18 protein-coding genes are annotated in these 21,298 nt (G+C 36.5%); 5 read left to right on the forward strand and 13 right to left on the reverse strand.

All coding sequences use genetic code 11. The features are described 5' to 3' along the window. Window positions 1-162: 162 nt before the first annotated feature. Complete coding sequence (locus JN11_RS10760) at window positions 163-822, reverse strand: hypothetical protein (RefSeq protein WP_144912431.1); 660 nt, start codon at window positions 820-822, stop codon at window positions 163-165. Window positions 823-1,188: 366 nt separating this feature from the next. Between JN11_RS10760 and JN11_RS10765 the strand changes: the two genes are divergently transcribed. Continuing rightward, window positions 1,189-2,205 (forward strand): phytanoyl-CoA dioxygenase family protein, encoded by a 1,017-nt coding sequence (locus JN11_RS10765; protein WP_144912433.1) that lies wholly within the window; start codon window positions 1,189-1,191, stop codon window positions 2,203-2,205. Window positions 2,206-2,355: 150 nt separating this feature from the next. Next, window positions 2,356-2,760 carry a hypothetical protein gene (locus JN11_RS10770; RefSeq protein WP_144912434.1) on the forward strand — a complete coding sequence of 135 codons (405 nt, stop codon included), beginning with the start codon at window positions 2,356-2,358 and terminating at the stop codon, window positions 2,758-2,760. 183 nt (window positions 2,761-2,943) lie between these two features. On the opposite strand, the gene JN11_RS10775 is transcribed toward JN11_RS10770, so the two are convergent. From JN11_RS10775 to JN11_RS10795, 5 genes are all read right to left on the reverse strand, one after another. Next, window positions 2,944-3,561: a TetR/AcrR family transcriptional regulator gene (locus tag JN11_RS10775; protein WP_144912436.1), complete on the reverse strand. Its 618-nt coding sequence runs from the start codon at window positions 3,559-3,561 to the stop codon at window positions 2,944-2,946. Between the two features lie 190 nt (window positions 3,562-3,751). Beyond that, window positions 3,752-7,186 (reverse strand): efflux RND transporter permease subunit, encoded by a 3,435-nt coding sequence (locus JN11_RS10780; protein WP_144912437.1) that lies wholly within the window; start codon window positions 7,184-7,186, stop codon window positions 3,752-3,754. Window positions 7,187-7,205: 19 nt separating this feature from the next. Beyond that, window positions 7,206-8,306: an efflux RND transporter periplasmic adaptor subunit gene (locus JN11_RS10785; RefSeq protein WP_144912439.1), complete on the reverse strand. Its 1,101-nt coding sequence runs from the start codon at window positions 8,304-8,306 to the stop codon at window positions 7,206-7,208. Between the two features lie 39 nt (window positions 8,307-8,345). Further along, entirely contained in the window at window positions 8,346-9,773 is a 1,428-nt protein-coding gene (locus tag JN11_RS10790) for a TolC family protein (protein WP_144912440.1), read from the reverse strand. Window positions 9,774-9,872: 99 nt separating this feature from the next. Then, entirely contained in the window at window positions 9,873-10,484 is a 612-nt protein-coding gene (locus tag JN11_RS10795) for a TetR/AcrR family transcriptional regulator (protein ID WP_144912442.1), read from the reverse strand. Window positions 10,485-10,710: 226 nt separating this feature from the next. On the opposite strand from JN11_RS10795, the gene purB reads away from it, so the two are divergent. Together purB and JN11_RS10805 are read left to right on the forward strand one after the other, a co-directional pair. After that, window positions 10,711-12,054, forward strand: a complete 1,344-nt coding sequence (gene purB / locus JN11_RS10800) for an adenylosuccinate lyase (protein ID WP_144912444.1) — start codon at window positions 10,711-10,713, stop codon at window positions 12,052-12,054. A 105-nt stretch (window positions 12,055-12,159) separates the two neighbouring features. Then, complete coding sequence (locus tag JN11_RS10805; RefSeq protein ID WP_144912446.1) at window positions 12,160-12,711, forward strand: NifU family protein; 552 nt, start codon at window positions 12,160-12,162, stop codon at window positions 12,709-12,711. Window positions 12,712-12,818: 107 nt separating this feature from the next. On the opposite strand, the gene JN11_RS10810 is transcribed toward JN11_RS10805, so the two are convergent. The 7 genes from JN11_RS10810 to ppk1 form a co-directional block, all read right to left on the reverse strand. Then, window positions 12,819-13,607: an inositol monophosphatase family protein gene (locus JN11_RS10810; protein ID WP_144912447.1), complete on the reverse strand. Its 789-nt coding sequence runs from the start codon at window positions 13,605-13,607 to the stop codon at window positions 12,819-12,821. Beyond that, window positions 13,573-14,058 (reverse strand): GtrA family protein, encoded by a 486-nt coding sequence (locus tag JN11_RS10815; RefSeq protein WP_144912449.1) that lies wholly within the window; start codon window positions 14,056-14,058, stop codon window positions 13,573-13,575. The genes JN11_RS10810 and JN11_RS10815 overlap by 35 nt, the downstream gene beginning before the upstream one ends. After that, a complete protein-coding gene (locus JN11_RS10820) occupies window positions 14,051-15,214 on the reverse strand; it encodes a prolipoprotein diacylglyceryl transferase (RefSeq protein ID WP_144912450.1) in 1,164 nt (387 codons plus the stop codon). Before JN11_RS10820 ends, JN11_RS10815 begins: the two co-directional genes overlap by 8 nt. Before the next feature lie 29 nt (window positions 15,215-15,243). Continuing rightward, window positions 15,244-16,563, reverse strand: coding sequence for a tRNA (N(6)-L-threonylcarbamoyladenosine(37)-C(2))-methylthiotransferase MtaB (gene mtaB / locus JN11_RS10825; RefSeq protein WP_144912452.1), 1,320 nt, complete (start codon window positions 16,561-16,563; stop codon window positions 15,244-15,246). Window positions 16,564-16,659: 96 nt separating this feature from the next. Next, window positions 16,660-17,220 carry a UbiX family flavin prenyltransferase gene (locus tag JN11_RS10830; protein WP_144912454.1) on the reverse strand — a complete coding sequence of 187 codons (561 nt, stop codon included), beginning with the start codon at window positions 17,218-17,220 and terminating at the stop codon, window positions 16,660-16,662. A gap of 160 nt (window positions 17,221-17,380) precedes the next feature. After that, entirely contained in the window at window positions 17,381-18,268 is an 888-nt protein-coding gene (locus tag JN11_RS10835; RefSeq protein WP_144912456.1) for a Ppx/GppA phosphatase family protein, read from the reverse strand. Then, window positions 18,265-20,319: a polyphosphate kinase 1 gene (gene ppk1 / locus JN11_RS10840; protein ID WP_144912482.1), complete on the reverse strand. Its 2,055-nt coding sequence runs from the start codon at window positions 20,317-20,319 to the stop codon at window positions 18,265-18,267. The genes JN11_RS10835 and ppk1 overlap by 4 nt, the downstream gene beginning before the upstream one ends. 275 nt (window positions 20,320-20,594) lie before the next feature. On the opposite strand from ppk1, the gene JN11_RS10845 reads away from it, so the two are divergent. Beyond that, window positions 20,595-21,086 (forward strand): YajQ family cyclic di-GMP-binding protein, encoded by a 492-nt coding sequence (locus tag JN11_RS10845; RefSeq protein ID WP_144912458.1) that lies wholly within the window; start codon window positions 20,595-20,597, stop codon window positions 21,084-21,086. Window positions 21,087-21,298: the final 212 nt, after the last annotated feature.

Here is a 21,298-nt window from a genome sequence, read left to right on the forward strand (position 1 = left end):
TTATCCCCTTAAAAAAACTTCAACAAGCAGCAGCAAAGCAATTGTCAAAACGTAAAGTAGATTCTTAACCTTTAAAATTATCACAAAACTTCAATATAAAAAAGCCCTGGTTATCTTAACCAGGGCCTGTGTTTTTAACGCTTTTGAAGATGCTAAGCTATCTTATAAAACAAATATTTTTACATCATATGTTTTGCTTATAACAAATTGTGCAATACCACCATGTATGGTAACCACAATCTGGGTATCGCCCGTTTGTAACGAATTAAATGTCCAAACAATGTCGCTGTCCAATATACCTGCAGTTACTATTTGTAATATGCTTGGGTCATATTTAATATCAACGCTACCAAATTTCGGCACAATGGCATTTTCGGTGATATTAAATGGCAATTTAAATAACACATTTAGTTGTGTGGCGTCAGGCGATGCTGTACTTACTACCGCATCTGCTGCTGGATTAGCAGCATTGGATGTTTCAAGACCCGTAGTTGGAGGGATAATGCCGCTGTAGTAAATAGGTACGGCAACACCCTCCGGATTATTTGCCGTTACAATAAGTACCGATTTTGAATTAAAATTTGGTTGCGGCAAGTAAATGCTGAATGCCTGTTTGTGTTCATATGGCTGTTGTTTGCCGGTTATTGGACCTGTCCAACCCATTAACGAGAATTTAAGACCGCCAAAAAAAGTGTCCCTGTAAAAACTGATTCCGCTGGTAAACTCCAATGCCGAACCTTGTGCATACAAAGATAATTGCTTTGTACTGCTGTCATAAAATGCCGAAAGTTGATCTGCCGGCAATAATCCTAAAAATCCCATGATAAAGTAAATGATTTGTGTTGCTTACTCTGTTCAGTTTTCAGCTTCCCTGTTTAGCCTATTCAGAGGTATGCAGAGTACTTGGGCAGAGCAAGAACAAGTGCTGAGAATTTGTTCCTGCTCTGCAAAGCTTAAACTGTGTATCGGAATAGGTTATTCAAACTTAGGGCAAAAGCTTTTAAGCAGGCAGGGTGTTATTACGGTTTAACAAATAGTGTTTATACTGTATTTAGTTGCGAATAAACCGAAAAATGATAAAGTATCATTTAGCAATTTTACATCATTGTTAGCTTTATGAAATTAAATGTACTTTAATTACATTTATGGCGGATCGTATCTTTCAAAACCTAAATTATAAACAAAGGAATGTCAACACAGGAAATAGTCCCTTCAAGTGAAACCGGGAAACTAAAGCTTAAACATCTTAAACGTTACTGGAATAAAGCTCTGTTGAAAAGAGAAGGAAAGCTGGCTAATGATTCTTTTCCGGAAGAATGGAAAATAGATACTACTTTACTGACAGTTGCAGGACTTGGGTTAGAACAAACTGTACTTTACGTATACCGGCAAGCACCCTCGTTTGATGAATTTGAAGACTGGATTTTGGAAGTTTCCGGTGTACCTGATGCCGAAAAAGTTGCTCAGTTTAACCGCTTATTTGAAGATAAAAATATTTCCAGTTCAGCTCCTGTTAAAAGAGAATTATTAACGGATGAGGATTGGGCTTTTTGGAATCAGAATGGTTATGTCGTTATAAAAAATGCGATAATCAAAGAACAGTGTGATGAGGCCATACAGGCGATTTGTGAATTTATCAAAGTAGATCGTTATGATAAAAATACCTGGTATAACATTCATCCGGAAAGGCAAGGAATAATGGTTCAGCTTTTTCAGCATAGTGCGCTTGAGCAAAACCGGAAATCTTCTAAAATTAAAAGAGCTTTTGAAGAGCTATGGAACAGAACAGATCTGTGGATGAACACTGACCGGGCTGGTTTTAACCCACCCCAAACAGAATCATTTAAATTTACAGGCCCCTTTCTTCACTGGGACGTGAGTATTCATCCGCCTGTCCGTTTTGGGACACAGGGTATTCTTTATCTTTCTGATACTGTAGCCAATCAGGGCGCTTTTACATTAGTTCCGGGCTTTCATAATGTTTTGGAGGAATGGCTAAAGAATTTACCTCCAGGCACTGACCCAAGAAAAGAAGATTTATATGCGCTAGGTGCCAAACCGATAGCAGCAAATGCTGGCGATTGTATTATCTGGCATCATGCACTTCCACATGGAAGCAGCCCGAATACGGCTGATCTACCCCGTTTTGTTCAATACATTAACTACGCTCCTTTTGATGAAAAGGAAAGCGAAATCTGGCTGTAAAGTGACTATGTTATTAACTTTTTAATTTATACATATCTAATAATAAATACGTTAATACCAATTCATATGATGATATGATCTTGAAAATGTTGAAAAGAAATATTGATATGAATGATTGAAAACTCATAAATATTCGAAAATTGCACACTCATGAAAAAAGATTACAAAACCGAAATCGAAAGAAAAGGAAAATCAACTAAGCAGGGAATGGTTGTACTGGTGATATTTATTATCTTGTTTTTGATTGTTATGGTAAGAGTTGCTTTACGATCAGATTTAGGGGATACGCTTTCCAATGGTATGCCTTCTGATAATGATGCCTTCACCATTGCTAAGGACTATATTAAAACCACTTCAAGTTCAACAGATATCCGCTTTACTGATGATAGTTTTCGGGGGGATCATGAGGCTGATTCTGTGTATGTGATTAAGTCAACCTATGAATCTGGCCCAAATACTGATAAAACCAACTTTTCTATTACCTTAAAATATCATGGTGGCAACAAGTTAAATAATAGCAGCTGGTCTGTTATTAGTCTGATTGCAGATAATTAAAAAAGCAAGCCTGAAAAATCAAGCCTGCTTCAATCACTCTAAAACAATCACCTCTAAATTAGAAGTATTTTAAACTTACTATGAAAGTAGTATCTACAAAATTAAAATACAAAGGTATTGATTAGAACCTGGTATACAGGTAAATACATTTTCTTTTTACTAAATAGTGACAGAAGACGAAAATTAATTAAGCAGACCTTTTATAAAAATATCAGCAAGCAGCAGGCGCTTATTATGGATTTCTTCCAAATCTTCTTTGCGGTGGAACATGGTCTTTTTATTAGATATCGAGCTTACTCTTACTCCATGCAAAGCATCTAGCAATAAACTTATAATTTCTGATGGGTTTTCAACCGGTTTTATATTCCCTTTATATGCTTCAATATTTATTGCATTAACAAGCAAATCAATCTCTGATTGATGAACCTTTTCAACAATTTCCCATATGGCATCAGGCAGGTTTTGCTCGTTAAGTCGGAAAAAATCAAAAAAATTGTAGTTTGTTACAATAAAATCGTGCTGCGTATTTATTTGAAATACAAAAGCTTCCTTTAAGTTACAAAAGGTATTTATTCTGCTTTCTAAAATTTTTAAATAGTCGGTAGCAACTTTTTGCATTACAGCTACATAAAGCTGACTTTTATCAGGGAAGTAATAATACAACAAAGCTTTCGACATGGATAAATCCCCGGCTATCTCATTCATTGTAGTTTTTGAATAGCCATAATGTAAAAAACGCTGATGAGCGGCATCCAGAATTTTTTCCTTTTTAATATCCTGTTGATCAGTAACAGTAATCATTTGTTGAATTAATTATAAAATATAATACCAGATAAAGCTAAAATAGGTTGCTTGGGATTTACTGACTTTTTTAACAAATCTATCAAAATTTACAAAACTTTTTTTGTTTTAGCAACTAATAAAAAAAATAGCCGCTCCATATACTGGAACGGCTATTTTTTTATTGAAGTATAATAAGTTCCTGTTTTAATTAAACAGTAGCTGGTTCAAACTCTTCTTCTACTATTTTTTCCTTATTTCCACTTAGTTTATTTTTTAATCTTACCCTTATAATATACATACAAGGAACAAGTATAAGTGTGATAATTGTTGCAAATCCCAAACCAAATATCATTGTCCATGATAAAGGTCCCCAGAAAGCTACATTATCACCACCAAAATAAATATGTGGTTTAAAGTGAGTAAACAAGCCAGCAAAGTCAATATTAAAGCCTACAGCCAAAGGTATTAAACCTAATATGGCTGCACTTGCAGTAAGCAATACCGGTGTCATACGAGTTCTTGCGGCTTCAACTACTGCATCATGCAGGTTTAATCCCTGCTCTAACAGCATATCCGAAAATTCAACCAGTAAAATCCCGTTTCGGACTACCACCCCTGCGAGGGCAATGATACCAACACCAGACATTACCAGAGAGAAAGTCATATGGAAAATGCTCAGTCCAAGGAATACACCAATAATGCTAAAGAATATTTCACTCAAAATAATCAATGTTTTACCAATTGAATTAAACAGCGCCATCAGAATAACCAGGATCATTCCAAATGATATCAGTAGCGCTTTACCTAGGAAAGCGCCGGTTTCGGCCTGATCTTCCTGTGAGCCTCCCATTTTGATAGATACATTCTCAGGCAGCTTAAAGTTTTTAAGTGCATTTGATATTTGTGCGTTTACATCGGCAGGAGTATTTGGCTTAATTACGTTTGAGCCTAATGTGAGTACTCTTCTTTGCTGCTTGTGTTTAATATTAGCATACGTATTAGTATAACGAATATCAGTAAAGGCCGAAATAGGTACTTGTCTTATTGCACCACCAGATGCTAAATCACGGTAGGTTATCTTAAGATTTCGTAACGCATCGATATTATTACGTTGATCTTCCTGGGCACGTACATCTATTTCGTAGTTATCTTCAGTAGTATTTCTAAAATCAGATGCCTTGGCACCGTATATTGAAGCACCCAAAGCCTGGTTTATTTGATTAGTAGTTATTCCTTCACGATTAGCCCTTTCACGGTCAACATCAAAAATAATTTCAGGCTTATCACTTTGTACATCCGGAACAAGCTGTTCTATACCTGCTATATTTTGTTGTTCGAGGAATTTTTTTAGCCGACTTGCAGTATGTACCAGTGTATCCAAATTGTCGCCAGCTATTTCTAAACTAACATCCTTTTGTACCGGAGGGCCGCTGGCTTCCTGTGTAACAGCAATTTGTGCGCCCGGGAGACCCTGTACCGATGCTCTGATCCGATTTAATACTTTTTTAGTGTCCTTGCCATTCCTTTTGCCAAATTCAACAAATGCCACGGTAATTTTACCCTTATTATAATACGTACCCTGATCTTCGTCAGAAGGGTCAGTTACGCCTACGGAAACGTTTGATATAATGGATGTTACAATGTCTTTGTCTGGTTCAACCACCTGGGCAACTCTTTTTTCTAATTTAGAAACCACCTGGTTAGTATAGGCCTGATCTGTACCAATTGGCATGGTTACGTATACATAAGCAAAGTTTGGATCGGCAGATGGGAATAGTTCTAAGTTAAGCTTACTTGCTATTGAAAATCCAATGGTAAAAATAAAAAGGAATATTGTACCTCCCAATACCCACCACGGGCTATGTACAGCTTTTTCGAGTAAATTGGCGTACCAGGTTTGAAAACGTGGCCATGCTTTTTTCTGGAACCTGTCAATCACCTTTAACAATACAAAGTGATTGAAAAGGAATAAGAATATAATCAGCACCATAAAGTTACCTATACCAATGCTGACAACACCAGTTGCCGCAAGCAGGTAAAAAAACACGGTTATAGCAGCAAGTATTCCTGTAGTACGTGCTGTTTTACGGTCAAACGTTTGATGATCATGTTCACCTTCGTGATGCGGTTTCATAAAATCGACCGCAAAAACAGGGTTCATGATATAAGCTACCACCAGTGAAGCAAGCAAAGTAATAATTAGCGTAATAGGCAGAAAGAACATAAAACTACCTATTAAACTATGCCAGAATGCTAACGGAATAAATGGTGCCAGTGTAGTCATTGTACCTGAAAATACTGGCATAAATACCTCTCCAGCTGCTATTTTAGCAGCCTTTTTGATAGGTATAGCCCCATTGTTAAAAATACGATGTGTATTTTCAATTACTACAATAGCATCATCCACTACTATACCCAGTGCCAGTAGAAAAGAGAACAATACAATCATATTCAGTGTAAATCCGATCCAGGGCATAATTAAAAATGCTATAAAACAGGATAATGGGACTGAAAGCGCTACGAATATAGCATTAGTACTACCCATAAAAAACATCAGGATAACTGTTACCAATATAAAACCAATGATAATGGTGTTGATTAGGTCGTTCAAAGTTGAACGTGTTTTATCTGATTGATCACCAGTAACAGTTATACTTAATCCCTTTGGAAAAATTGTAGCTTGTTTTTGCTTAATGAGTGAGTATATCTCATCAGAAGCCTCGATCAAGTTTTCACCTGCTCTTTTGCTTACATTAAGCGTAATTACATTTTTAAAGTTAGGATCATTGGGCGTTTTTAAACGGGCATAGCTTTTCTGATCCTGAAAAGCATCTCTTACCTGGGCAATATCACTTAAATAGATTGCTCGGCCTTGAGGATTTCTGATTACCATTGCAGCAACCTGCTCAGCGCTTTTAAAATCCTCTTTTATATCTACGGCACGTTGCTCACCGTCAGCAGTTATAGTGCCAGCAGTCGAAAGTATATTTTCATTGCCAATAGCCTGTATAATATCATTATAACCAACCTGTGCCGCAGTCATTTTATTGATATCGACATTGATCTGTATGTTTGGTTCCAGGGCTCCAACTTCATCAACTTTTGATATTTGCTTCATACCTTCGATATCGTCTTTCAGGTTATCTGCATACTCTTTTAGTTTTTTAAGATCATAATCACCGGAGATATTTACATACAATATGGGTTGGTCGGCTATATTGATATCGGAAATATCAGATTCCTTTAAGTTATTATCGTTTTGTGGAAGATCCTGTTTTGCTTTGTCAACCGCATCCTTAACGTCTGTTTTAGCGTCCCTTATATTTACATCGGTATTAAACTCTGCAGTAATCACCGAAACATTCTGTTGCGTATTTGAGGTGACTTTTTTTAAGCCTTTGAGCGATTTCAACTGCTTTTCGAGCTGACGAGTCACTAATGTTTCAATATTTTGAGGCGATTGACCTGCATACGCTGTCGTTACGTAAATTTTAGGTATAGCTATATCCGGAAAGTTTTCTTTTGGCAAACTATAGTAGGATGAAAATCCCAATACCACAAGTAAGAACATCAGTACGTATACTGCCCGCTTGTTATCAATGGCCCAGCTTGAGGGGCCGAATTCTTTTTCCTGGTCTTTCATTTTAAATCAGTTTATATAATTAATTACCAGCTTGTAATATTCTTACTTTATCGCCGTCGCCAAGTTCACTGGCGCCTTCAGTTATGACCTGGTCACCAGCGGTAAGGCCTGATTTTACTTCGGTTAAATTGTTTGAGGTGGCGCCTTCTGTAATGTTTTTGCGTTTTGCAAAGCCGTTTACATTTACATACACGTAATCGCCTTCATCTGATTTTTGGATACTGTTTAACGGAACAACAATTGCATTGTGCCTTGAGTAATTGGCAATTTTCACAACAGCAGTCATATTAGGGCGAAACTCTTTGTTTTGTGGCAGTTGTACTTCAATGCCAAAACTGCGCGAGTTAGGGTCAATAACTTTAGCAGCAAAGGTAACCTTTGTTCTTAATGAATCATCCACATCAGGGAAAAGGATTAAAACACTATCACCCTGATTAACACTACCTGAATACGATTCTGGGACATCAGCTTTAACTTTTAAATAGTTAGCATTCACAATACGAATACCGGTAGTTCCTGGCTGTGCTATCTGTCCCAATTTAAGGTCCATCTGATCAATGGTGCCGTTTATGGGTGATACTATACGATAAAGATCTGCTTGCTGACGTAAAGAAGCCACTTGTTTTATGGAGCTTTGTAAAGCTGTTTGAGCCTGTAAGAATTGTACCTCGGTGCCAATTTTTTGATCCCATAAGTTTTTCTGACGTTCAAACAAAGTACGATTCAGATTAACCTGGGTTTCTGCCTGGGCAATGTTCTGAACTAAAACGCTATTGTCTAATTGTACCAAAACCTGTCCCTTAGTTACTTTTTGACCTGGCTTTACATAAATAGCTGTAATGGACCCTGGAGATTGCGGATAGGCTGTGACATTTTCCAAGGCATCTATACGGCCTTGGATTTGTACATAGTTGGTGAAATTACTTGCCTTAATAGTATAAGCACTTACATCAGTTGTTTTTACAGAGTCTTTTTTGCCAACTTCTAATTGTAGTTGAGTTATTTTTGAATTGATATCTGCCTGTTGTTTTTTCAGATCAGCCAGCTCAGCAGCTTTATCTTTAGGTTTACTGCAAGCCGCCAGTGCCAGTATTGCCGAAATGTATATTAGTTTTTTCATGTCTCTTTTTTATATGCTGTTAATAGTATAAGGTTATAATTATTTAATGCGCCCGTATGCTTTGTCTAAATCAACTTTGCTTACCAATGTATCGTACAAGCCTTTTATATAGTTATTATCAGCCTGTTCGAGGTCTGTCTGAGCCTGTGTAACTTCTATACTTGAGCCTACTCCTTGTTTATATTTGATTTCAGTTACCCTCAGAATTTCTCGTGCTAATTCTTGACTTTGCTTTTGATTTTTTAATGTTTGCAGACCATTTGTATAAGTAATCTGAGCCTGACTTGCTTGAAGAGTTAACGCATTCTTAAGATTATATAAATCATTCTCCGATTTTAACACTGCTATTTTCGACTGCCTTACCTGGTTTATTCTTTGACCACCACTGAAAATCGGGACATTTAGATTTACGCCTATATAGGTTGCAGGATATGAGGTTTTATAAAGCTGACTGAAGCTATTGTTTTGATAAGTAATAGCAGAATTTCCAACTGCCGACAAAGTTGGAAGATATTGCGATTTTTTACGTTGCAAATCAAGCTCATTAAGTTTCAAATTGGTTTCAGTTAGGCTATATTCAATTCTATTATGATAAAATGAAGTGTCAATACCATTGTCCGCTAAATTGTCTTCAAGTTTTATATCTTCAAGTTTGTCTATCAAAACCAACTTAGCATTGATAGGCATACCCATTTGGAATTTTAAAAGCTGATAATTTAAAACTAGCAGCCTAACCGTATTATCTCTATTGGTTAGCAAATTGTTATATTGAACCTGTAATCTTTGTACATCTATCAATTCTACAAAACCTTGTTTGTTTTGAGCAATAGTTTGATCTAATTGTTGTTTAAGTTGTTCAATGTTGGCATCTAGTAATTTTATTTGTTCATTACTAACCAATACCTGATAATAAGCTTTGGTAACGTTTACATTTGCTTCTATTTTTGAACGTGTAAACATACATTGAGATAACTCTTTATAAGTTTTTGAAGCCTTTAATCCCACAAGGTATGAGCCGTCAAATAATATTTGATTTAGCGTTACCCCTAAATTACTATTATAAGTTTGATATAAACTTATTGACTGTGGTTTAGAATTGCTTTGAGGCGCAGTTGCCGATATAACCTCATTAGTGGAGCTGTTCTTAACGTTTTGTTGATTCAGAATAGAGTAAATAGGACCTGATATAAAATCTGGGAATATAATTGACGGTGTTTTTAAATAATCTTGAAAACCAGCAGTACCACTAATCTGTGGCAAGCCAATTCCGGTTGTTTCTTTCACCTTATATTCTGCGCTCTTAATATCCAAAGCAGCATTTACAACAGAGTCTTGATGGGCGTAGGCATAATTCACACAATCAGCTACAGTATATTTATATATGCCGGTATCCTGAACCGCTTGCTGTGCCTGGCTTTTTAAGGCCATTGTACACAATATGGAAGCTATTAGTAATTTATATTTCATTTTTATTGGTTGTGTTTTGTGTATATCGATTTAAGATCTTTTAATTGGACATTATTATCAAAATAAAGCATTGTAAATGACAGCCCTATGTCAACAGCTTTACTCGTTAGCAATGTTTTTGTATTGATTGAGTAATTTATATCCCTTAAGTGTACAAATGCCATAGTTGAAATGTTCGTTAAATTGTTGCTGTACTGTCCATGTGTTAAATTCAGCAACAGGGAAAATAGTGGTGTTAAAGCCAAATTCTACCTGGTTAACCCGCATCCGGGCAATTATTTTAACATCAATCTCGGGTCTTATATATCCCTGATTAATTCCCTTATTTAAAAGCTCTTCAAGTGTATGTACTAATACCCCCGATTTAAAGTTCTGAAACTGCCTCCAGGCCTCAGGATGATACTTTTGCATGTCATGAATTACTATCGGGTTAATTCTTGAAAATATTTCTTCCGAACATTTCATCATATTAATCATCTCTTCAATCACATTGCCCGATTTGCTGATAATGTCAGCCATCTGATCTTCATCCTCTTTTAGCTTCTTCCTCACCAAAGCTATCACCAATTCATTTTTATCTTTAAAAAATTGGTAGATGGTTTTTTTTGACATACCCAGGTGCCTGGCTATATCATCCATTGTGATGCTTTTTATCCCTGCTGTTAAAAACAGTTCTTCGCTACCCTGAATTATTCTTTCTGTTTGAACCATTGACTTAATTGGTCAAAACTATGGAAACATTTTTAGATTTCAAAGTTTCCAAAGCGAAAAAACAATTCATCCAAAGTTATTTTTAAGACATTGATTTTTAGATGGGTAATATTGCCATTATACAGGGCTTTTTGCGACAATCTTATCCCCTAAATCAGGACCTTTATGTATAAAGCCATCATAAAAACCCCGGCTTAATTGCTAACTTTGCAAAAAATTAACACACATGAACTTAACACCTCTTTCAGCAATATCGCCCATTGATGGCCGTTACCGTAATACTACCGCAGAACTAGCCTTGTACTTTTCGGAATATGCCCTTATAAAATACCGCGTGTTTGTTGAAATAGAATACTTTATAGCTTTATGCGAACATCCTTTGCCTCAACTACAAAACTTTGATAAAAATGTAGCGGAAAAGTTACGTGATATCTACAAAAAATTTAGCGAGGCTGATGCGGAGAGTATTAAAGTTATTGAAAAAACAACCAACCATGATGTTAAGGCGGTTGAATATTTTATAAAGAAAGAGTTTGATAAACTGGGCCTTAGCGAGTATAAAGAGTTTATACATTTTGGTTTAACCTCACAGGATATTAATAATACAGCGATCCCGTATACTGTTAAACTGGCTTTAAATAATACTTATTACCCAGCCATTAATGAGTTAATAGACATATTAAAAAAATACGCTGCCGATTGGGAAAATGTTTCCATGTTGGCGCATACCCACGGGCAGCCAGCCTCGCCAAGCCGGTTGGGAAAAGAAATTCAGGTTTTTATTGAAAGACTAGAGAATCAACTAAACTTGTTAAAACCTATACCCTATTCAGCAAAGTTTGGTGGAGCCACCGGTAACTTTAATGCGCATAATATTGGTTATCCTGAAATTGACTGGAAGGCATTCGGAAATAATTTCGTAAACAATATTTTAGGTTTAAGCAGGTCGCAGTTTACTACTCAAATAGAGCATTATGATAATTTTGCAGCACAGTGCGATGCTTTAAAAAGAATAAATAATATACTGATTGATCTTAACCGGGATATGTGGGCGTATATCTCGATGAATTATTTTAAACAGAAAATAAAAGAAGGCGAAATAGGCTCATCAGCTATGCCGCATAAAGTTAACCCTATTGATTTTGAAAATTCTGAAGGTAACCTGGGTATTGCAAATGCATTGTTTGAACATTTTGCGGCTAAATTGCCAATCTCAAGATTGCAACGCGATTTAACTGATTCAACCGTTTTGCGGAATGTTGGCGTGCCCGTGGCACATACTTTAATTGCTATTAAATCAACCGTAAAAGGTTTAAACAAATTACTGCTAAACCAGAATGCTTTAAATGCCGATCTGGAAGCTAACTGGGCTGTTGTTGCCGAAGCTATACAAACCATCCTGCGCCGTGAAGGATATCCAAATCCTTATGAAGCATTAAAAGAGCTCACCCGCACTAATCAGGGAGTAAATGCAGCAACTATTGCTGATTTTGTTGAAGGGCTGGATATAAGCGCAACTATTAAAGAGGAGATAAAAAAGATTTCTCCATCTAATTATACAGGCATTTAAACTTCAAACATATAAGTCACGCATAGGTCATAACTGTTTAATAGTACTGAATAAATCAAAAAGCTATCTAAATTTGTTAATTGATTATATTAATTTAAAACTAAGATGAATATCAACGTATATACAGAATCAACTCCAAACCCAGCAACAATGAAGTTCATTGTGAACAAGTTGCTGATTAACGGAAGCGTAGACTTTGCAACCAGAGAAAGTGCAGAAAAATCGCCTTTTGCTAAAGAGTTATTCAAATTTTCATTTGTTAACGGAGTTTTCTTTGCAAGTAACTTTGTTACTGTTACCAAATTTGACGGAGACAGTTGGGATGATATTTTGCCGATATTAAAAGAGTTTGTAAAAGGCGCTGTTGAGGCTGAATTGAAAGTTCAGGAAGAAGAACAAGCCGAAGCGGGCAACTTTGAAGGTTCAGAGACAGAAGTGAAAATACAGCAGATATTACATGATTATGTTCGCCCTGCGGTTGAACAGGATGGCGGTGCTATCACTTATAAATCGTTTGACGAAGGTGTGGTTACCGTTGAATTGCGTGGCTCTTGCAGCGGTTGCCCTTCATCAACAGTAACGCTTAAATCTGGAATTGAGAACTTGCTTAAGCGTATGGTTCCTGAAGTTACCGAAGTAATATCGGAAGCTCTATAATAATATTAGACGCTAATTAGATCGAATTTTTTCGAATTTCACGAATTATATCTGAAATGATTATTTGTGAAATTCGAGGAAATTCGATTTTTTTTATTCGTGTTTAATTAGAAATATTTTTGAATAGCTTCCAGCATTTCTTTGGTTATTTTGCCATTGGTTGCTAATAGTTCGCGAGTGTTGAGGCACTCCTGTCCTCCCTTAAAGTTAACTGCATCCCCTCCTGCCTGTCTTAAAATGACTATACCCCCAGCTACATCCCATGGATTTAAATTGTACTCGTAATAACCGTCAAAACGTCCGCAGGCAGTATAAACTAAATCAACCGCGGCCGATCCTAAACGACGCAAGCCATGACAGCTTTTCATCAGTTCGGTAAATAAAGCAATATAAGCAGGCTGTTTTTCAAAATCATAATAAGGGAAACCGGTAGCCAGTAAACTTTTATCAATAGTTTTATTGTCGCTTACTTTGATTACATTCCCATTCAGGAATGCCTTGGACCCCTGCCACGCGTAAAAACATTCGTCCTGGTTAACTTCATATACAACGCCTAAAATAAGTTCTTCATTCTCTTGCAATGCAATACTCACTGAATAAACCGGTAAGCCATGGATGAAATTGGTTGTACCATCAAGAGGATCAATTATCCAATTATATTTTTCGCCTTTTTTGTTGATGGTCTTTTCTTCAGTTAAAAAACCAGCTTCGGGTAAAACTTTTTCTAAGGCGGCAACAATAATTTGCTCGGCTGTTTTATCGACGTATGATACCAGGTCATTAAGACCTTTGATCTCAATTTTGTCTGCACTAAATGTTTTTCGTTGTTCGCGTATAAACGCTCCTGCTTCTTTAGCAATCTCAACTACTTTGCTGGTTACTTGTTCCAGTTGCATGGTGTCTTAATGATAAACTAAATGAAAAAAACTTGTGTACAAAATAGCTTGCAAAAAATAAGCTTAAAGCAGCAATTGGCCTGGCTACCGGAGGATATATATGTACATACTGAATAAAAAACTTTAAAACCATAAGGTTTGCAAAAAAACCAATGATTGCTACAGATATAAACCTGATGAATTGCACAACTGGAGATAGTTTGGATTCAGAAAACACAAAATAGCGTGTAATCAGGAAATTAACCACTACGCCCATAAAAAACGAAAGGGCCAATGACAGTGTGGAGTTACGTACTGTAAATGAAAATATAAGATATGTTTTTTCCGTAAGTAAATTATGGTAAAAAAGATAAAAAGCAGATACATCAACCAAAAAGCCCACACCCGCAGAGAGTACAAACCTGATAACCTGGTTTTTTAATAATTTTTGCCCCAGGGGTATATTAGCCATGTGTTGTTGATATCACTTTTTTATTTTTACCATTATAAATTAACGCAGCACCTCCAACTATCATTAATAGAGATATCATTTCAGCTTGTGTAAAACTAATACCGGCTACATGATATTTGGTATTTACCCGGATCAGCTCAATAAAGAATCTTTCAACCCCGTTTAATATCATATAAATGCCAAACATTACACCGGCTACTTTTATTCTACCTCGGATGCTCCACAAAAAGAAGAACAGTAATATGCAAACAACTGACTCATAAAACGAAGTAGGAAAAACAGGTACCGGTAATACATGGCAAAATTTACCTGTACAAAGCGGAATGGAAACGCCTTCGTCATTTACATTATGAGGAAAGTTAAAGGCCCACATCCAATCAGGTGCCCAGTTTAGCCAATGTGGTTTAGGAGCCAGGTTGTTAATACCCCAATCTCCATCTCCCGACATTTGACAGCCGATACGGCCCACCCCATAAGCCAGCATCATACCCGGGCCTCCAATATCAAGCATATCTAATGGTTTAATGCCATGTTTATGTGCAATGTATAATACTGCTGCTCCACCGCAAATTAAACCGCCATAAAAAGTTAGTCCGCTAAAACCTATCAGCATACCAACCGGATCTTTCATAAAATCGCCCCAGTTTTCGAGTGCATTAAATACTTTTGCTCCTGCAAAACCACACACTGCCGCCCAAAAAAGTATGCTGCCCATTAATTCGGCAGGATGAACAGTTACTTCTTGTTTTTTAGGTTCGGGTAATAACTGTTTTTTATTTTCATAAAAGGCCCAATAAGCAAAAGCTGCTGCTCCGATTATCCCCCCTAACCAGTTTCCACGGGCAGATAAAATAAAATCCTGTGGATTATCTAATAAATCGTGATAGTGCAAGATTGAATCCAGTAATTTGAATCCTAAAACGAAACCAAAAAAGGCATTGCCAATCAGCTCAGTGCTTGAAATTTTTGCACCTACAGTTATGGTCTTCTTAAATGAATGAACAACCCCAAGCCTTTCTTTACGATTAAACTCTTGTACAAAAGCCCAATAGCCTGCAATAAAGGCTATGGCTACAAAAAATCCAAATGTTTGTATAGGCAGAGGAATATAAATACCGGTAAAATATTGGATAAGTGAGGATAAAGTTGGAAACATGGATTAAAAAATTTGGGCCAATATAGCGTTTAATGAGCTAATATTTCTTCGCTTTCTGTAACTTCAACATCACCATCGAGTGAAATTTTTGTTAAATAAACCGCTTTCAGTTCGTTTACTAAAACCGGGTCGTATTTGGTTTTTACTTTCACATAGTTACGGGTAAAACCATGCATAAAACCATCTTTAATATCACCCTCAAACAATACTTCTTCTGTTTTATTTAAATTACTTTCGTAAAACGCTCTTCTTTTTTTATCAGACAAAATGTGCAACATTTTACTCCTATCGGCTCTTGTTGAGCCCGGTACAACACCGCTCATTTCGCTGGCCAAGGTGTTTTCCCTTTCTGAGTAAGTAAATACGTGCAGGTAGGAAACGTTTAGCTCGTTTAAAAAATTATAGGTTTCAATAAATTCTTCCCTCGTTTCGCCCGGAAAACCTACAATTACATCAACCCCAATACAACAATGGGGCATTAGCTGCTTAATTTTACTTACCCGGTTAGCATATAACTCACGTTTGTACCTGCGGCGCATGAGACCTAATATTTTATCGGAGCCTGATTGTAATGGAATATGAAAGTGCGGTACAAATCGTTTTGATTGTGCTACAAACTCAATGATCTCATCGGTTAGCAAATTAGGCTCAATGGATGAAATACGGAACCTGTTAATGCCTTCTACCTTATCCAGTTCTTTAACAAGATCGAAGAACTTATCATGGCGCTCCCCGTCACGGATCCCGAAATCACCCAGATTAACCCCTGTTAAAACAATTTCTTTTACTCCCGAAGCTGCTATTTCTTTAGCCCGTTCAATTACGTTCTCAATAGTATCGCTGCGGCTGCTGCCACGTGCTAAGGGAATAGTACAAAAAGTACAGGAATAATCACAGCCATCCTGAACCTTTAAAAAAGTACGGGTACGATCGCCAAATGACCAGGCTGAAACAAACTGGTTTGCTTCAGAAACAGGGTGATTATAAACTACTGCTTTCGGATTTTTTGTTAGATCGGTAATATAATCTACTATCTGGAATTTTTCAGCCGCCCCTAAAACCATATCCACTCCTGGAATTTCGGCAATTTCTTTTGGTTTTAACTGGGCATAACAACCTACTATGGTTACATAGGCATTAGGTGATATTTTAAGTGCTTCGCTTACAACTTTTCTGCACTTTTTATCGGCATTTTCAGTAACTGAACAAGTGTTAATAACGAAAACATCAGGTGTATTGGTAAAATCAACCGTCTCGTAGCCGGCATTATTAAACAGGCGACCTATGGAGGAGGTCTCGGAATAATTCAGCTTACAGCCTAATGTATAAAATGCTACTTTCTTGTTCATTTTTTGAAGCGGCAAAGATAGGTAATTTAGTCGGAAAGTTCGAAAAGCGTAGAAATGTGAGTAAAACGAACGTGATTTTTTACTTTCATTTTATTATTACTCACTCCACCTATAGCTTTCATTCTCCAGTCCAATTAAATCAATTATCCGGTTAACCACGGTCATTGCTAGATCTTCTATGGTTTTGGGTTTACTGTAAAATGAAGGAATTGCCGGACAGATAATACCACCTGCTTCAGTTACCGTTTGCATGTTACGGATATGAATAAGGTTGAATGGCATATCCCTCGCAACAAGTATTAGTCTGCGGCGTTCTTTTAAAATAACGTCAGCAGTACGTGTAATCAGATCATCGGATATCCCGTTTGCAATACGTCCCAAAGCTCCCATTGAGCAAGGAACAATAACCATGGTATCGAATTTTGCCGACCCCGAAGCAAAGGGAGCCATGAAATCTTTTTTGCTGTATGTTTTATAAGGGTGGTTGCTATAATCCTCACTATCCAGTTCAAATTTCCAAACATCTTTAGCATTATCAGACATTACTATAGCAACATCAGCTATTTGAGCATTTAACTGTTGCAGTTTTTGTAATAGCAATTTGGCATAAATTGAACCGCTGGCTCCGGTAATGGCTACTATAATCTTTTTCTTCATATATCTCAATAATTAGCCCGCTAGTAAAATTTCAGGCATAAAAAAGGGTCGAATAACAAGTACTCGACCCTACATCTACCTATGAAAAACATGCCCTTTGAGAGGGCATTACAAATATAGTAACAGTTATTTAATTTTTAAACAATTTCTTAAAATAAATTTAACCTGCATTGTTGAAGTTTTTTTCGATAAGTGTTTGAATAATACCGTCTACCAAACCGGCTGTTGGTACATAGATATTTTTTATGTTGGCGCATTTCATAACAGTCATGTAAACTTCGCATGCAGGTATAATAACGTCGGCACGATCCTGGTTTAAGCCAAGCACATTGATTCTGTCTTTCAGCGAAAATGAACTTAAGTAATTGTAAAGTGATTTAAGTTTACCAAATGATAATGGAGCTTTATCCTTTTCTTCCGATAATTTGTACAGTTTATTGATATTGCCACCGGTACCGATGCCCGATATCAGTTTAAACTGCCTGGTATTATCGCGGATGAAATCTTTCATTTCATTCCAGGTTTCTTCCGTATCCTGATTATCCAGCATGCGGATAGTACCAATATTAAAAGATTTTGAAGCCCATAATTCCCCGGCCGAAAACATGGATAATTCAGTACTGCCCCCACCTACATCAATATACAAGTAGTTTTTACTTTTATCTATATTTTGTTCAATGTGACTTGCGTAAATAATGCCGGCTTCCTTTTGTCCTTCAATAATTTCAATGTTTAAGTCAGCTGATTCTTTTATCCGTTTTACCACCTCATTTCCGTTTTTAGCTTCACGCATAGCAGAGGTAGCAAAAGCCAGGTAATCTGTAACTTTATAAACTTCCATCAGGTTACTAAAGGCCTGCATTGTTTTTAAAAGCTCAGCTGTTTTTCGTTCTGAAATATGATGGTCCAGAAAAGCATCGTCTCCCAGCCTCAAAGGCACCCTTATCAGGGTGTTTTTTTTAAATGAAACTGAACCTTTATTTTCAATTATGTCGGCTATAAGTAATCGTACTGCGTTTGAACCTATATCAATGGCGGCGTATCTCAATTTGTTTTTGTTTTATATTTCAGATAATTATAAATGTCAACCTGTGCTCTGTGAGGTACAGCTGAGTTAGTTTTGTGGTATTTATTAGTGTTATGGCTGTTTATTTCGCGCGATTTGGTATTATCCTCCAGCTGAAGATCAATGATCTCCCTGATTTCTTTCTTAAGCGGCTCATCATAAATAGGAAAGCCAACTTCTACACGGGTATCAATATTCCGGGTCATAAAATCGGCCGAAGTCAAATAAATCAGCTCATCTCCCCCATTGCAATAAATGTGTACACGCGAATGTTCCAGGTATTTATCGATGATACTTAATACCTCTATGTTTTCACTATATCCCTTCATCCCGGCAATTAAGCAGCACATACCTCTTATAATCAGCTTAATTTTAACACCTGCGTTGCTGGCCTGGTAAAGCTTGGCTATGATTTGCTCATCAGCCAGGCTATTCATTTTTAAAATCATATAGGCCTTTTTGCCGGCTTTGGCATTCTTTATTTCATTATCAATCAACTTGTAAATTGCCGGACGAGAGTCTATTGGCGATACGATTAGGCTTTTTAACCCTTTAGGCAGAATGTTTTTATTTAATGCTTTGAAAACATTAACCAAATCGGCAGTTATTCTTTTATCAGCTGTAAGCAAGGTGTGGTCGGCATACAACTGCGCGGTTTTCTCGTTAAAGTTACCGGTTGACAAACATGCGTAGTATTCAGTTTTTCCTTTATCAACTCTGGAAACAAGACAAATTTTTGAGTGGACTTTATAGTTTTCAATTCCATATAAAACGTTAACACCTTCTTCTTCCAGCCTTCTGCTCCACCCTATGTTGTTCTGCTCATCAAAGCGGGCCCTTAGTTCAACCAAACAAGTAACGTTTTTTCCATTCTTGGCAGCATTCATTAAAGCATGCATTACCCTTGAATTTTCGGCCAAACGATAAACGGCAATACTGATTTCTTTTACTTTTGGATCGATTGCCGCTTCGCGCAGGAAGTGGATTACGTAATCATAAGACTGATACGGCGTACTGATTAGATAATCCTTTTTTGCGATCATACCCATCAGACTTTTTCCAAATGATAGCCCCTCAACAGGTAAAGGAATGTTTTTTTCATACTCCAGCTCATGTCTGCCAACGTTAGGAAAAGCGATGAAGTTCTTGAAGTTATGATAACGATTGCCAGGTATCAGACTTTCGCCATGCAATCCCATTTTGGTAACGAGATATTTCAGCATATCCAGCGGCATTTCTGAATCATACAGTAAACGCATGGGTTTACCTTTTTTGCGTTTTTGAAGGCTTTTAGATAAAGCATCAATGAATTTTTCACTTACTTCTTTATCCAGATCAAGCTCCGCATCGCGGGTTAACTGAATGGAGTATGCTTCAATGGTATCATGCTCAAAAATGAAAAATATATCTTCTAAACTGTAACGAATAATATCATCCAGTAAAATGATAAACTTCAGGTTGTTGGTTTCTGGTAAAACCACAAATCTTGAAAGCATATCGGGAAATTCAATCAGAGCAAGACGTGATTTTTTGCCTTTAGTAAGTTTTACAAAAAAGTATATGGCCCTGTCCCGCAATTCAGGTAGAGGTAAACTTTCATCCAGCATTATAGGTACAAGCGTAGCCAGAAGCTTTTCTCGGAAATAATGCTTTACAAATTCTCCCCTGCTAACATTCAGCTGTTTGTCGTTAAGAATAAAGATCTTTTCTTCGGCCAGCTGTTTTACAATGATATTCTCATAAAGGTTGTTAAACTTACGTTCCTGCCTTACAACAATATTTTTAATCTGGTTTAAAATCTTTTTTGGATTATAACCCAAAATTTCTTTTGCTTTTAAATTCAGGTTTGATAACCGGCTTAATGTTGCTACCCTTACTCTGTAAAACTCATCCAGATTAGATGAAAATATAGCCAAGAACTTTATCCTGTCAATTAATGGTACAGTTGGATCTGCAGCTTCCTGCAAAACTCTGTCGTTAAAATACAACCAGCTTATTTCGCGGTTTATTAAAGGTACATGTTTAGTCTCCATATAAAAGGCAGGCTTTTCGGCCATTTTTACAAATCTGCTTATTTAATTGTTAAGTTAATATTAACTCATTGGTATGTAAATGTGTTTTTATTGTTAGGTTAATATATTATTCGATTTTAGCACATTACCTGTTTGAGTTAATTTTAAGGTGTAAAGCTGAAAAAAAATGATTGTTTTACTATATTTTTTGTCCGTTTGCTAATTTATAAATTCCTTAAATTAGGATTACCACAAATACTATCATTAATTTTGCTGCACCTAAAAAAGTACAAATTATGCCAACATTTGATATTGTAAGTAAAATTGACGGACAAACATTAGATAATGCTATTAATATCGCAAAAAAGGAAATACTTAACCGGTATGATTTTAATGGCACAAAAGGTACCATAGATCTGGATAAGAAAACCAATACTTTAACGATAGTTATTGAAAATGAGATGCGACTGAAAGCGATTCAGGATGCGATAATAGGCCGGATGGTTAAACAAAATTTGGATCCCAATGCCCTTGATTTTGGAAAAGAAGAGTACGCATCTGGCAATATGATCCGAAAGGAGATAAAAATTAAGGAAGGTATTGATAAAGAAGCTGCGAAAAAGATTGTTAAAAAGATTAAAGATAGCGGCTTAAAAGTACAGGCATCTATAATGGACGATCAGGTACGCGTTCAGGGTAAAAAGATAGATGATTTGCAAGCCGTAATCAGCCTTTGCAGATCCGATAACTTTGGTCAACCTTTGCAATATATTAATATGAGGGATTAAGTTGATTTCAGAGTTCTGGTGTTCGAAATAAAAAAGCCGCTCCTTATGGAACGGCCTTTCTAAACTAAACCAACTTATTATGAAAACACTCTTTTATTCTGTTTCGAAGTTCGAAAGTATTAGTGTCCGGTAAAGATTAAAAAAAAGCAAGGGAGGTTTTTAAAGACCTCCCTTTATTGGTAGTTTTAAGTTACCACACAAAAAAACACCAA

The organism is Mucilaginibacter frigoritolerans (genome assembly GCF_007830615.1).
In the GTDB taxonomy this organism is placed as follows: domain Bacteria; phylum Bacteroidota; class Bacteroidia; order Sphingobacteriales; family Sphingobacteriaceae; genus Mucilaginibacter; species Mucilaginibacter frigoritolerans.

Coding starts and splice junctions, on each gene's coding strand:
- JN11_RS10760 (WP_144912431.1), bottom strand. CDS start 822: ATGGGATTTTTAGGATTATTGCCGGCAGATCAACTTTCGGCATTTTAT.
- JN11_RS10765 (WP_144912433.1), top strand. CDS start 1,189: ATGTCAACACAGGAAATAGTCCCTTCAAGTGAAACCGGGAAACTAAAG.
- JN11_RS10770 (WP_144912434.1), top strand. CDS start 2,356: ATGAAAAAAGATTACAAAACCGAAATCGAAAGAAAAGGAAAATCAACT.
- JN11_RS10775 (WP_144912436.1), bottom strand. CDS start 3,561: ATGATTACTGTTACTGATCAACAGGATATTAAAAAGGAAAAAATTCTG.
- JN11_RS10780 (WP_144912437.1), bottom strand. CDS start 7,186: ATGAAAGACCAGGAAAAAGAATTCGGCCCCTCAAGCTGGGCCATTGAT.
- JN11_RS10785 (WP_144912439.1), bottom strand. CDS start 8,306: ATGAAAAAACTAATATACATTTCGGCAATACTGGCACTGGCGGCTTGC.
- JN11_RS10790 (WP_144912440.1), bottom strand. CDS start 9,773: ATGAAATATAAATTACTAATAGCTTCCATATTGTGTACAATGGCCTTA.
- JN11_RS10795 (WP_144912442.1), bottom strand. CDS start 10,484: ATGGTTCAAACAGAAAGAATAATTCAGGGTAGCGAAGAACTGTTTTTA.
- purB (WP_144912444.1), top strand. CDS start 10,711: ATGAACTTAACACCTCTTTCAGCAATATCGCCCATTGATGGCCGTTAC.
- JN11_RS10805 (WP_144912446.1), top strand. CDS start 12,160: ATGAATATCAACGTATATACAGAATCAACTCCAAACCCAGCAACAATG.
- JN11_RS10810 (WP_144912447.1), bottom strand. CDS start 13,607: ATGCAACTGGAACAAGTAACCAGCAAAGTAGTTGAGATTGCTAAAGAA.
- JN11_RS10815 (WP_144912449.1), bottom strand. CDS start 14,058: ATGGCTAATATACCCCTGGGGCAAAAATTATTAAAAAACCAGGTTATC.
- JN11_RS10820 (WP_144912450.1), bottom strand. CDS start 15,214: ATGTTTCCAACTTTATCCTCACTTATCCAATATTTTACCGGTATTTAT.
- mtaB (WP_144912452.1), bottom strand. CDS start 16,563: ATGAACAAGAAAGTAGCATTTTATACATTAGGCTGTAAGCTGAATTAT.
- JN11_RS10830 (WP_144912454.1), bottom strand. CDS start 17,220: ATGAAGAAAAAGATTATAGTAGCCATTACCGGAGCCAGCGGTTCAATT.
- ppk1 (WP_144912482.1), bottom strand. CDS start 20,319: ATGGAGACTAAACATGTACCTTTAATAAACCGCGAAATAAGCTGGTTG.
- JN11_RS10845 (WP_144912458.1), top strand. CDS start 20,595: ATGCCAACATTTGATATTGTAAGTAAAATTGACGGACAAACATTAGAT.